The sequence below is a fragment of the Mycobacterium sp. NGS22 genome, from assembly GCF_059813095.1.
The window spans coordinates 133,563-146,000 of sequence record NZ_JCALDY010000010.1 but is presented as its reverse complement, the minus strand read 5'-3'; the positions used below and the strand labels follow the sequence as shown (position 1 = coordinate 146,000).

12 protein-coding genes are annotated in these 12,438 nt (G+C 67.5%); 2 read left to right on the top strand and 10 right to left on the bottom strand.

Annotated elements, in window-relative coordinates; all coding sequences use genetic code 11:
- Nucleotides 1-53: 53 nt before the first annotated feature.
- The 6 genes from AC5Y47_RS11960 to AC5Y47_RS11935 all read right to left on the bottom strand — a co-directional run bounded on the left by AC5Y47_RS11960 (nucleotide 54) and on the right by AC5Y47_RS11935 (nucleotide 7,328).
- Nucleotides 54-2,123: a prolipoprotein diacylglyceryl transferase gene (locus AC5Y47_RS11960; RefSeq protein WP_499944252.1), complete on the bottom strand. Its 2,070-nt coding sequence runs from the start codon at nucleotides 2,121-2,123 to the stop codon at nucleotides 54-56.
- A gap of 8 nt (nucleotides 2,124-2,131) precedes the next feature.
- On the bottom strand, nucleotides 2,132-2,944 hold the full coding sequence (gene trpA, locus AC5Y47_RS11955; RefSeq protein WP_499944251.1) for a tryptophan synthase subunit alpha: 813 nt from the start codon (nucleotides 2,942-2,944) through the stop codon (nucleotides 2,132-2,134).
- The gene (gene trpB / locus AC5Y47_RS11950; RefSeq protein WP_499944196.1) at nucleotides 2,941-4,194 is read right to left on the bottom strand and encodes a tryptophan synthase subunit beta; all 1,254 of its coding nucleotides are present in this window, start codon (nucleotides 4,192-4,194) and stop codon (nucleotides 2,941-2,943) included. Before trpB ends, trpA begins: the two co-directional genes overlap by 4 nt.
- Before the next feature lie 35 nt (nucleotides 4,195-4,229).
- On the bottom strand, nucleotides 4,230-5,048 hold the full coding sequence (gene trpC / locus AC5Y47_RS11945) for an indole-3-glycerol phosphate synthase TrpC (protein ID WP_499944195.1): 819 nt from the start codon (nucleotides 5,046-5,048) through the stop codon (nucleotides 4,230-4,232).
- A gap of 89 nt (nucleotides 5,049-5,137) precedes the next feature.
- Nucleotides 5,138-5,803: a TIGR02234 family membrane protein gene (locus AC5Y47_RS11940; protein ID WP_499944194.1), complete on the bottom strand. Its 666-nt coding sequence runs from the start codon at nucleotides 5,801-5,803 to the stop codon at nucleotides 5,138-5,140.
- Nucleotides 5,784-7,328 (bottom strand): anthranilate synthase component I, encoded by a 1,545-nt coding sequence (locus AC5Y47_RS11935; RefSeq protein WP_499944193.1) that lies wholly within the window; start codon nucleotides 7,326-7,328, stop codon nucleotides 5,784-5,786. The genes AC5Y47_RS11940 and AC5Y47_RS11935 overlap by 20 nt, the downstream gene beginning before the upstream one ends.
- A 40-nt stretch (nucleotides 7,329-7,368) precedes the next feature.
- On the opposite strand from AC5Y47_RS11935, the gene AC5Y47_RS11930 reads away from it, so the two are divergent.
- Both AC5Y47_RS11930 and AC5Y47_RS11925 read left to right on the top strand, forming a co-directional pair.
- Nucleotides 7,369-7,824: a peroxiredoxin gene (locus AC5Y47_RS11930; RefSeq protein WP_499944192.1), complete on the top strand. Its 456-nt coding sequence runs from the start codon at nucleotides 7,369-7,371 to the stop codon at nucleotides 7,822-7,824.
- Between the two features lie 367 nt (nucleotides 7,825-8,191).
- Nucleotides 8,192-9,697 (top strand): protein kinase domain-containing protein, encoded by a 1,506-nt coding sequence (locus AC5Y47_RS11925; protein ID WP_499944191.1) that lies wholly within the window; start codon nucleotides 8,192-8,194, stop codon nucleotides 9,695-9,697.
- Here the strand turns inward: AC5Y47_RS11925 and hisI are convergent.
- The 4 genes from hisI to priA form a co-directional block, all read right to left on the bottom strand.
- Nucleotides 9,694-10,038, bottom strand: a complete 345-nt coding sequence (hisI, locus tag AC5Y47_RS11920; protein ID WP_499944190.1) for a phosphoribosyl-AMP cyclohydrolase — start codon at nucleotides 10,036-10,038, stop codon at nucleotides 9,694-9,696. The two genes, AC5Y47_RS11925 and hisI, sit on opposite strands and share 4 nt — an antisense overlap.
- Nucleotides 10,035-10,817 carry an imidazole glycerol phosphate synthase subunit HisF gene (gene hisF, locus AC5Y47_RS11915; protein ID WP_499944189.1) on the bottom strand — a complete coding sequence of 261 codons (783 nt, stop codon included), beginning with the start codon at nucleotides 10,815-10,817 and terminating at the stop codon, nucleotides 10,035-10,037. The genes hisI and hisF overlap by 4 nt, the downstream gene beginning before the upstream one ends.
- Before the next feature lie 65 nt (nucleotides 10,818-10,882).
- Nucleotides 10,883-11,683 carry an inositol monophosphatase family protein gene (locus tag AC5Y47_RS11910; protein ID WP_499944188.1) on the bottom strand — a complete coding sequence of 267 codons (801 nt, stop codon included), beginning with the start codon at nucleotides 11,681-11,683 and terminating at the stop codon, nucleotides 10,883-10,885.
- Nucleotides 11,684-11,690: 7 nt separating this feature from the next.
- Nucleotides 11,691-12,437: a bifunctional 1-(5-phosphoribosyl)-5-((5-phosphoribosylamino)methylideneamino)imidazole-4-carboxamide isomerase/phosphoribosylanthranilate isomerase PriA gene (gene priA, locus AC5Y47_RS11905; RefSeq protein WP_499944187.1), complete on the bottom strand. Its 747-nt coding sequence runs from the start codon at nucleotides 12,435-12,437 to the stop codon at nucleotides 11,691-11,693.
- Nucleotide 12,438 lies beyond the last annotated feature (1 nt).

Here is a 12,438-nt window from a genome sequence, read left to right as displayed (position 1 = left end):
TCAGCATGCCAGATCCGTGGTGTTGCCGTCGCGGTCGCGCGTTGGTGGAAGAGTCAGGGTCGTTGCCGTCGGAGGCGGAACCGCCAACGCTGCCGCTCTGTGCTGGCTGTCTCTTCTGTCGCGGCCTCCGGACCCGGCGGCCTCTCCTGGTCGGTAGTGGCCTCGTCCGCCGGCTGGGTTGTCGCGGTTTCAGCCTCGGGTTCGGTCTCGTGAGCTGACGCATCCGCCGCTTGCTCGTCAGGTGCGTCGTCGGGTTCCGCCGGCACATCGACGGCGGTGCGTGCGGACTCGTCTGCCTCAGGGCTTGCGGCCGCTTCGGCTTCCTCGGCAGCGTCCGCGGCTGCCTCGGTCTCCAACTCGCCTACCTCGGACGCAACCGTGCCTTCGAGCTCGGGCTCGGGCTCGGGCTCGGGCTCGGGCTCGGGTTCGGGTTCGGGTTCGAGCTGGGGCTCTGCGGCTTCGTCGTCCTCGGGTGCAACGGCTTCGGGCTCAGCGATTTCGGCTTCCGCTTCTGCTGCTTCCGGTTCAGTTTCCGCGGCCTCGTCCGGGCCGGGCTCGGGCTGGGCGTCCGCGACCGCGGCTTCCTCAACGGCGTCATCGGTCGCCCCGATCTCTGCCTCGGGCTCGTCGGCGTCAGCTTGTTCCGCTACCGCGTCAGCCGCCTGATCTTCAACCGGCTCAGACTCCGGTTCGGCGGCCTCGACTTCCTCGACGGCATCTGCTGCCCCGATCTCTGCCTCGGGCTCGTCGGCGTCAGCTTGTTCCGCTACCGCGTCAGCCGCCTGATCTTCGACCGGCTCAAATTCGGGTTCGGCGGCCTCGGTTTCCTCGGCGGCATCTGCTGCCTCGGCGTCCAACTCCGTGGGCTCCGGCTGGACGTCAGGCTGGACGCCTGGGTCCGCGGCCTCCTCGACGGCGTCATCGGTTTCCCCGATCGCTACCTCGGGCTCACCGCCGTCAGCTTGTTCCGTTAGGGCTTCGGCGGCCTCCTCGACGGCATCTGGCGTCTCGGCGTCAAGCGCAGCCTCGGCCTCAGCGATTTCGAGTTCTTCCGCTTCGCCTTCCGGCGACTCACTCGCCGCGTCCTCCGCATCGGAGTCGGCAACCTGAGGCTCTTTGGTCAACACCACAGCCGTCGTCTCAGACTCAGTCTCGGCGACCCCGGCACCGTCCCCACCGGCCGCCGCCGACGTCGCAGCGACATCCGCCAATTCCTTGGCCGGTTCGGGCTCCGGCGACTCCTCATCCTCGGCCAGGTTGCCGCGCAACGACGCCGGGTCCTCGCGACCTTTAGGCGCCAGCATGATGTAGACGACGGCCGCGACGAAGACGAAAGTCGATGTGAACGTGTTGATCCGGATGCCGGCGATGTGGGTGGCCGTGTCGTCGCGCAACAACTCGACCACGAATCGCCCGACGCAGTACAAGGCGACGTAGGACGCGAACAGTCGCCCGTGGCCGAGCGTGAAGCGGCGATCGAGGTACAGCAACGCCACGAATACCAGGACGTTCCAGATCAATTCGTACAGAAACGTCGGTTGCACGATGAACGCGAGGTCCCCCGTCGACGTGCCGTCCAACGAATGAACGTCGATGAATCCACTGGGGTCTCGACGGTAGTAGATCTCCAGGCCCCACGGCAGCGTCGTTTCGCGCCCGTACAGTTCCTGGTTGAAGTAATTGCCGAGTCTGCCGATGGCTTGGGCCAATACGACTCCGGGAGCAACCGCGTCGACGAAGGCCGGAAGCGGAATTCCCCGCCGCTTACACCCGATCCAGGCGCCGACGACCCCGAGGGCCACCGCACCCCAGATACCCAGGCCGCCGTCCCAGATGCGCAGCGCCGCACCCAGTCCGGCGCCGCCGGGCCCCCAATACGTCCGCCAGTCGGTCGCCAGGTGGTAGAGCCGCCCGCCGATCAAACCGAACGGCACCATCCACAGCGCGATGTCGTAGACGACGCCGCGTTCACCGCCGCGTGCCGCCCAGCGCCGGTCCCCGATGACCAGCGCGACCAGGATTCCGGTGATGATGAAGAACGCGTAAGCGCGAATCGGCAACGGCCCCAGATGCCAGACCCCGCGCGGCGGGCTGGGGATGTAGGCGAGCACCGTCTCGGACATGGCCGCCGTCATGTCCGCAGCTCCCCGCGCACACCGGCGGCGAGCTCTTCGGTCAGTGCTCGCAACTCCGGCAGACCGTCCCCCAGCGCCGAAACCAGGGCCGACCCGACGATCACGCCGTCGGCGTAGCTGCCGATCTGCGCAGCCTGCTCGCCCGAACGCACACCCAGGCCGACCCCGACGGGTATGTCCGACACAGCTTTCACCCTCCCCACCAGTTCCGGCGCCGCGTGTGACACCGCGTCACGTGCACCGGTCACGCCCATCGTCGACGCGGCGTAGACGAATCCACGAGAAGCCCCGACGGTAGTCACCAACCGTTCCGGTGTCGACGACGGCGCCACCAGAAAGATGCGGTCCAACCCGTGCTCGTCGGATGCCGCCAGCCAGGTCTTCGCCTCGTCGGGAATCAGGTCGGGGGTGATCAGACCCTGCCCGCCCGCCGAGGCCAGGTCGCGAGCGAATGCGTCAACCCCGTAGCGCAGCACCGGGTTCCAATAGGTCATCACCACCGCATGCCCACCGGCGGCGCTGATCGCCTCGACCGCGGCCAAGGTGTCCCGGACCCTGACTCCCCCGGCCAGCGCCCGCTCGGTGGCCCGCTGGATGGTGGGCCCGTCCATGCCCGGGTCGGAATACGGCACGCCCACTTCGATGATGTCGCAACCGGATTCGACCAGAGCGGTCATCGCCTGCACCGACGTCGGCACGTCGGGATAGCCGGTGGGCAGGTAACCGATCAGCGCCGCACGAGCCTGCGCCCGGCACGAACCGAACACCGGCCCCAGCCTGCTTGCTTCGCTCTGCTGCACCGTCATCACTTGTCCAACAAGCCGAACCATTTCGCGGCGGTCTCCACGTCCTTGTCGCCGCGACCGGACAGATTCACCACTATGACCGCGCCCCTGCCCAATTCGGCACCCAGTTTCAGGGCACCGGCCACCGCGTGCGCGGATTCGATGGCCGGAATGATGCCTTCGGAGCGAGACAGCAGGCCGAACGCCTCCATCGCCTCGGAGTCGGTGATCGGCTCGTACTGGACGCGCCCGATGTCCTTGAGCCACGCGTGTTCGGGTCCCACACCGGGATAATCCAAACCGGCCGAGATGGAATGGGATTCGATGGTTTGGCCGTCCTCGTCCTGCAGCAGATAGGAGTAGGAGCCCTGGAACGCCCCGGGCGATCCGCCGGTGAATGTCGCTGCGTGCCGTCCGGTTTCGACGCCGTCGCCGGCGGCTTCGTAACCGACCAACTTCACGCCCGGATCGTCGAGGAAGGCGTGGAAGATCCCGATCGCGTTGGATCCCCCGCCCACACAGGCCACGACGGCATCGGGCAGCCCGCCCGTCTGTTCCTGGATCTGGGCACGCGTCTCCAGCCCGATGATGCGTTGGAAGTCGCGCACCATGGTCGGGAACGGGTGCGGCCCGGCGGCGGTACCGAAGCAGTAGTAGGTGTTGTCGGCGTTGGTCACCCAGTCCCGGAACGCTTCGTTGATGGCGTCTTTCAGCGTTCTCGATCCGGTCTCAACGGAAACCACCTGCGCGCCGAGCAGCCGCATCCGTGCCACGTTGAGCGCTTGGCGGGCGGTGTCGACCGCACCCATGTAGATGATGCAGTCCAGGCCGAGCAATGCGCACGCGGTGGCGGTGGCGACGCCGTGTTGGCCGGCGCCGGTCTCGGCGATCACCCGGGTCTTGCCCATCCGCCGGGCCAGCAGGGCCTGACCCAGGACGTTGTTGATCTTGTGAGAACCGGTGTGGTTCAGGTCTTCTCGCTTCAAGAAGATCCGCGCCGAGCCCGCGTGCTCACCGAGCCGCGTCGTCTCGTACAGCGGCGACGGCCGGCCCGCGTAGTGCGCCTGCAACTTGTCCAGGGTGTCCAGGAAATCCTGGTCGACACGTTCCTTCTCGTAGGCGGTGGTGACCTCGTCTATCACCCCCATCAGCGCCTCGGGAACGTAGCGCCCCCCATAGACACCGAAATGCCCACCGGGATCAGGGTCGTGCTGAGTGCGTTCGACGACGGCGGCGCTGGTGCGCGGAATATCCGGGCCCGACAGATCTGCCATCACAAAGACTCAACGCGCACGCGGCACATCAACGGCTAGCGCGACGGCTTCGGACAGGACGGGTGAGTTCCGGCGGTCACCAGGTCGGCGACGGCCGCGCGCGGGTCACCGCTTTTCACCAGACCCTCACCCACCAACACGGCGTCGGCGCCCGCACCGGCATAGGCCAACAGGTCACCGGTGTGGCGCACACCGGATTCGGCGATCCGGATCACCTTGCTGGGCAACCCGGGAGCGATGCGCGCGAAGCAGTCCCGGTCGACCTCCAACGTGGCGAGATCGCGGGCGTTGACGCCGATTACATTGGCGCCGGCCTTCAACGCGCGGTCGGCTTCTTCCTCGGTGTGCACCTCGACCAGCGCGGTCATGCCGAGCGATTCGGTGCGGTCGAGCATCGACACCAAGGCCGACTGGTCCAGCGCCGCCACGATCAGCAGCAGCATGTCGGCACCGTGCGCGCGCGCCTCGTGAATCTGGTAGGGCTGCACCACAAAATCCTTGCGCAGCACCGGAATCGACACCGCGGCGCGCACCGCGTCGAGGTCGTCGAGCGAGCCGTTGAAGCGCCGTTCCTCGGTCAGCACGCTGATGATCCGCGCGCCGCCGTCCTCGTAGGCGCGGGCCAACTTCGCGGGATCGGCTATGGGCGCCAACGCACCCTTGGATGGGCTGGCGCGCTTTACCTCGGCGATCACACCGATCCCCGGCTCGCGCAGTGCGGCCATCACGTCCAGCGGTTTAGGCGCGGCAGCGGCGGCGGCCTTGATCTCCGAGAGGCTCACGCGGGCTTCGCGCGCGGCGACGTCGGCGCGGACTCCCTCGAGGATGGAGTCAAGCACGGATGCCGGACTCATGCCTGCCGTGTTCCTTTCCCGTGACCCAACGCTCGCCAGCCGGTTTCGCCGACGTTCAAGAAGGGTAGCGACCGTCGGGTCAGGGTCCGTCACCGCCCCTCGCTGTCCGAGTCGTCCCGGCGATCGGTGGGGTCGCGGCCTTCGTCGAGCGCGTCCCAGATCATGCGTTCCGACAGCTGCGACCCGTCGGCTTCGGTGTCGTCGCGGCGGGCGATCGACCGCCTCGCTGCCGGTGGGAGATATTTCGTGCTGCCCGAGCGCGACGGGCCGGCGACCTTGGCCGCCCGCATCAACAACGCCGCGGCGATCAACGTGCACACCGCCGTCAGCACGGTGATCACCGCACCGGTGTAGTGGCGTGCACTTCCCACCAGCGTCACCAGCGGAACATGCCCGAGATCGGCTCCGCGGGCCGCCACATCCGGTACCGCCCACAGGCTGACCCCGAGGTAGCCGATGGCGAAGCTGGACGCCGCCAGCAAGACCGCCAGCACGCGCAACTGCCAGCCGCGCACGGCCAACGCCGCGATCGCGGCCGCCAGGTTGACGATCGCCAACGGCAACAACGCCGAGGACCAGGTGGCGCCGGACAGCGCCACGTCCTTGGGTTGTCCGAGACCGTCGAAAGACCGCACCACCACCCAGGTCAGGCGCGAGGCCGCCCAGAGCGCGGCGGCGGCAACGACCAGCAGCAACTGGGCGATCCCGAGCGTCATTCGGGCGCGGCGACCGGTATCAGCCACCGCCGCTCGCATCGCAAATCGGAGTCGTCAACGTCTCGGCGGCGGCGATCGCGTTCAGCACAGCCCGCGCCTTGTTTCTCGACTCGTTGTACTCGTAGCGTCCGTTGGAGTCGGCTACCACGCCGCCGCCGGCCTGGACGTAGGCCTTCCCGTCACGCATCAGCGCGGTGCGGATGGCGATCGCGAAGTCCGCGTTGCCGGCGAAGTCGAGGTAACCCACCACCCCGCCATACAGACCGCGGCGGGTCTTCTCGACTTCCTCGATCAGCTCCATGGCCCGCACCTTCGGCGCACCCGACAGGGTGCCGGCCGGGAAACAGGCGGTCACCGCGTCCAGTGCAGTCTGGCCCTCGGCCAGCAGGCCCGTCACGGTGGACACCAGATGCATCACGTGGCTGTAGCGCTCGATGTGGCTGTAGTCCTCGACGCGGACGGTGCCCGGTGTGCAGACCCGGCCCAGATCGTTGCGCCCCAAATCGACCAGCATCAGGTGCTCGGCGAGTTCCTTGTCGTCGGCCAACAACTCCTTCTCCAGGAGGATGTCTTCCTCGTCGGTCTGGCCGCGCCAACGGGTCCCGGCGATCGGATGGGTGCTGGCCCGCCCGTCCTGCACCGTCACCAACGCCTCCGGACTCGAACCGACGATGGAAAAGTCCACGGTGCCATCGCTTTTCGGTATCTGCAGCAGATACATGTACGGGCTGGGATTGGTGACCCGCAGCATGCGGTACACGTCGATCGGATCGACGTCGGTGTCCATCTCGAAGCGCTGCGACGGCACCACCTGGAACGCTTCACCTGCGGCGATCTGCTCCACCAGGTAGTCGACGATCTCGCTGTACTCCTCGACCGTGCGTTGCGCGCGGTGCGCGGGCTCGGGCTTGTCGAAGGTGGCCACCGTCGACGGCAGCGGTTGGCTCAGCGCTGCGGTCATCACGTCCAGGCGAGCGATCGCATCGTCGTAAGCCCAGTCGACCCGCTCGTCGGTGCCGTTCCAGTTCACCGCGTTGGCGATCAAGGTGATGGTGCCCTCGTGGTGGTCCACGGCCGCCATGTCGGTTGCCAGCAGCAGCAACATGTCCGGCAGCCGCAGATCGTCGACGGCGGATTCCGGCAGCCGCTCCAACCGTCTGACCAGGTCATAGGCGAAGAACCCCACCATGCCACCGGACAGCGGGGGCAGTCCGGGCATGGCGGCGGTGGCCAGCACCTCCAGCGTGGCGCGCAGAGCGTTCAGCGGGTCGCCGCCGGTGGGCGCGTCCTTGGGAGCCGCGCCCAGCCACACCGCGTGTCCGTCGCGCACCGTCAACGCGGTCGGCGCACCGGCCCCGATGAACGACCAACGGGACCACGACCGCCCGTTCTCGGCGGATTCGAGCAGAAAGGTACCCGGCCGGCTGCCGGCGAGCTTGCGGTACGCCGAGAGCGGAGTTTCGCTGTCGGCCAAGACCTTGCGGATCACCGGAACCACCCGGTGTTCCGCCGCAAGCACACGGAAGTCCTCCCGGGTCGTCGTGGCTGCGAGGTTGGCGTGCACCGGACCATCCAATCAGATGGGCTGGCGTAGCGTGACGGCCATGAAAACTGGTGACACCGTGGCCGACTTCGAGCTTCCCGACCAGACGGGCACACCGCGCAGACTCAGCGACCTGCTGACCGACGGACCCGTGGTGCTGTTCTTCTATCCGGCGGCGATGACGCCGGGCTGCACCAAAGAAGCTTGTCACTTCCGCGACCTGGCATCCGAATTCGCCGCCGCGGGCGCCAACCGGGTGGGCATCAGCACCGACGAAGTGCAGAAGCAGGCCAAGTTCGCCGATACCCAGAACTTCGATTACCCGCTGCTGTCGGACGCCGACGGCACCGTCGCCACCCAGTTCGGCGTCAAGCGTGGTCTGCTGGGCAAGCTGATGCCGGTCAAGCGCACCACGTTCGTGATCGACACCGACCGCAAGGTGCTCGACGTGATCTCCAGCGAGTTCAATATGGACACCCACGCCGACAAGGCGCTGGAGACCTTGCGGAACCGTTGACGTCGAACGCCTCCGCGTCCGGGGTCTGCGGCGATAACGCGCAGGCATGTGGTCCGTGAAGTTTGTTGTCCCACAGTGTAATTGGTTTTTCTGAAACTCAAGCACGGCGGGAATGGCTGGTGGCACAGAACCATTTGGCGCGTACCCGATCTGGTATGCCCTGATCACGTGCAGCCGCAACTGCTTTCGTTCCCAGACAGCGGTCGCTGAGACCGGATGACGGACCGGCGCGTCCGCCGACGTCCGTCGAATCGGCGGCACCCGGATTCGACCCCCCCACGTGGCGCCTTCCGCCGCGCGAAGACTTGGACGCACCACTGCGGGCATTGCCCCGCGCCGAGGCGGGACGGCTCAGTAGCATGCTCACATGCCGACAAGCGATGGCCATGGCGAAGGCTTGACAGCGGGCGAGCTGTTCGCCGGCTACACCATCGTGCGTAGGCTCGGCGCCGGCGGCATGGGCCAGGTCTACCTGGCGCAACACCCGCGACTCCCCCGGCAAGACGCGTTGAAGATCCTGCCCGCCGAACTCACCGCGAATTCCGAGTACCGCCAACGCTTCAACCGCGAGGCCGAACTGGCCGCCACTCTGCACAACCAGCACATCGTCACCATCCACGACCGCGGCGAATACCAGGGACAACTGTGGCTTTCGATGGACTACGTGGAGGGGACCGACGCCGCCAGATTGCTCCACGAGCAGTACCCGACCGGAATTCCGCTGCCCGACGTCGTGCAGATCATCTCGGCCGTGGCCGACGCCCTGGACTACGCGCACTCCCGTGGCCTGCTGCACCGCGACGTCAAACCGGCCAACATCCTGTTGGGTGACGCCAACCCGCGCCGACGGATCGTGCTCGCCGATTTCGGTATCGCCCGCGAACTCGGCCAAAGCAGTGGTTTGACCGCCACGAACATCACCATGGGCACGACCGCCTACTGCTCGCCCGAGCAACTGCAGGGCTTCGACCTGGATGGGCGGGTCGACCAGTACGCGCTCGGCTGCACCGCCTATCAACTGCTCACCGGTGTGGCCCCGTTCGACCACACCAGTCCCGCGGTGATCATCACCCAGCATCTCTCGGCGCCGCCGCCGCTGATCAGCGCACGGCGCCCGGACCTCGCCCACCTCGATCCGGTCATCGTCAGAGCGATGTCCAAGGACCCGGCGGCACGGTTCGCGTCGTGCTCGGAATTGGCCGCCGCGCTGGCGGCCCCGCCCGGCATGGTGCCGATGCCGCCGATGCCTATCAACGCCCCCGCGCCACTCGTCCCACCTCCGCATCGCGCAGGGGGGCACGGGACGTTGATCGCCACGCTGACAGCCATGGCCCTGGTCGGCGTCGCCGTGATCCTCGGGGTGGTGGTGTTGACGGTGAAACCCGGCAACCAGGCCGCGAGTCCGCCGGGTGAGGCTTCCAGCGCCACCTCGAGGTCGTTGCCACCGCCGGGCGGCAGTACGTCGGCGCCGGCCAAACCCGCGCCCCGGGTTGACCAGGTCACCGACCAAGCACGTGTGTTGAAGCCCTACGACCGCGGCAAGGTCGAGCGTGCCGTCGATGGCTTGTTCAAGAGTCGGCGGATCAGTCTGTACGTGGTTTACGTCAACGACTTCGGTAGCCGCGATCCGGTCGCGTGGGCCAAGGGCTTCATGGATGAGTACGGATTCAACGGCAACGAGGCGATCCTGGCCATCGCCGTCGCCCCCGACGAACCCACTTTCGCCTTCGAAGTACCGCCGACGCTGACCAAAGGCAAGCCGATCGATGTTGCCGAAATCCGACAGCAGCACATCAGACCCGCTCTGAGTCAACATGAATGGGCCGACGCAGCGCTCGCCGCGGTAGATGGCCTCGACGTGGGGCCGCGCTAGTCGCTTTCCAGCAGCACCGCGGCGTCGAAGCAGGTGTGATCCCCCGTATGGCAGGCCCCGCCCACCTGGTCGACGGTCAACAGCACGGTGTCGCCGTCGCAATCCAACCGCACCGAGTGCACGCGCTGGGTGTGCCCGGATGTCGCGCCCTTGATCCACTGCTCGCCGCGGGACCGCGAAAAGTACGTCGCCTCACGGGTTTCCAGAGTCCTCGCCAGAGCGTCGTCGTCCATCCAGGCGACCATCAACACATCGCCGGTGCTCCGTTCCTGCACGACGGCGGCGATCAGTCCGTCGGCGTTGCGCTTCAACCGTGCGGCGATCCGGGGGTCCAGGCTCATCGGACCGTGATCTCCTGCGCGGCCATCGCGGCCTTGACCTGTCCGATCGTGAGCTCCCGGAAATGAAACACGCTGGCCGCCAACACCGCATCGGCACCAGCGGCCACCGCGGGTGCGAAGTGGTCCACGGCTCCCGCGCCGCCGCTGGCGATGACCGGCACGGTCACCGCCGCGCGCACCGCACGCAGCATCGGCAGGTCGAATCCGGCCTTTGTGCCGTCGGCGTCCATCGAATTCAGCAGGATCTCCCCCACACCGAGTTCGGCACCTCGGGTCGCCCACCCGACCGCGTCGATGCCGGTGCCGCGCCGACCCCCATGGGTGGTCACCTCCCAACCCGACGGGGTCGGCGCCGAACCGGCCGGCACCTTACGTGCGTCGACGGACAACACGATGCACTGCGAACCGAACTGCCGTGCCATCTCGGCCAGCAGATCCGGACGGGCGATGGCTGCGGTGTTGACCGACACCTTGTCCGCTCCCGCACGCAGCAGGACGTCGACGTCGGCCACGGAACGCACTCCCCCGCCGACGGTCAGCGGAATGAAGACCTGCTCGGCGGTGCGGCGCACCACGTCGAGCATGGTGGTGCGCCCCGCCGAGGAGGCGGTGACGTCGAGAAAGGTGAGTTCGTCGGCGCCCTCGGCATCGTAGGCGGCCGCCAGCTCCACCGGATCACCTGCGTCCCGGAGGTTTTCGAAGTTGACGCCCTTGACGACGCGCCCGTCGTCGACATCCAGGCATGGGATCACCCGCACCGCGAGGTCGCTCACCGACATGTGGCGAGCAGACGCAAAAGCTCCATTTTGCTCGGCGTGTCGGGGACTTTTGTGTCTGCTCGGCATTAGTAGTCTTCCGGTTCGCCGGCGGCGCGCAGGATGGCGAGGATCTCGTCATGCACCCCGGGTGCGGCGGCCAGCGCCGAGCGCGACGACGGGGTCCAGGGTTGGCCGGCGAGGTCGGTGACGATGCCCCCGGCGGCCCGCACCAAGGCGACTCCGGCGGCGTGGTCCCAGGCGTGGCTACCGAAACTTATTGCCCCACCGAGGATTCCGTCGGCAACGTAGGCCAGGTCAAGTCCGGTGGAACCGTGCATGCGCAGCCGGGACGAAACCCGGCTGAGGTTCTCCAGCACCGTCAACCGGTACTGGCCGGGAAACTGGCCGCGCGAATCGGCGCTGAACGATCCGGCCGCCACCAACGCATCGGACAGTTCGCCTTTAGCCAAGGACGGGCGCGGCACACCGTTTCTGAGCAGCCGGTCACCCACCACCGCGGTGTAGCGCTGACCGGTGAACGGCAACCAGGTCAATCCGGCCACCGGCTCACCCTCGCGCAGCAGTCCCAGCAGGATCCCCGCCAGTGGCGACCCGGCGGCATAGTTGAACGTGCCGTCCACCGGGTCCAGGACCCACACCCACGGCGAGTCGAAATCGGCACCGCCGAATTCCTCGCCGTGCACCTCGATTCCGGTGGCTGCGACCAACGCATCGACGACTTGCCGCTCGATCGCGAGGTCCACTTCGGTTGCGAAGTCGTTGCCTTTCTTGGCAACCGCCGAGTCGGCCCGATGCCCGGCCAGAAACGGCTCGACCGCTTCGTCCAGGACGGCCGAGGCCTGGGCGACCAACGTGTTCAGATCCATCGCGTCGCTACTCCCGGACCGCGTCCAGGGCCTGCGGCAACGTGAACCGCCCGGCATAAAGCGCCTTGCCCACGATTGCCCCCTCGATCCCCCGGTCGGTCAGGGTCGCGATCGCGCGCAAATCGTCCAGGCTGGACACACCGCCGGAGGCGATCACCGGCGCGTCGGTCCGCTCGGCGACCCGGGCCAGCAGGTCGAGGTTGGGGCCACCCAACGTGCCGTCCTTGGTGACGTCGGTGACCACATACCGCGAGCACCCTTCGGAGTCGAGGCGGCTGAGCACCTCCCACAGGTCGCCGCCGTCGGTCTCCCAGCCACGTCCACGCAACCGGTGCTCACCGGCTGGGTTTCCCGGGTCGATCTGCACATCCAGACCCACGGCGACCTTGTCTCCGTGCTCGGCGATCGCGCGTGCGCACCACTGCGGGTTCTCCAGGGCGGCCGTGCCCAGGTTGACCCGCGCGCAACCGGTCGCCAATGCCGCGCTCAGCGAATCGTCGTCGCGGATACCACCGGACAATTCGACCTGCACGTCGAGCTTGCCCACCACCTCGGCCAGCAGTTCCCGGTTTGATCCGCGGCCGAACGCGGCGTCCAGATCCACCAGGTGAATCCAATCGGTGCCGTCCCGCTGCCAGCCCAGCGCGGCATCCAATGCGGACCCATATTCGGTTTCACTGCCCGCCTTGCCCTGAACCAGCCGCACCGCGCGGCCTTCCACCACGTCGACAGCGGGCAACAGAATCAACGACATG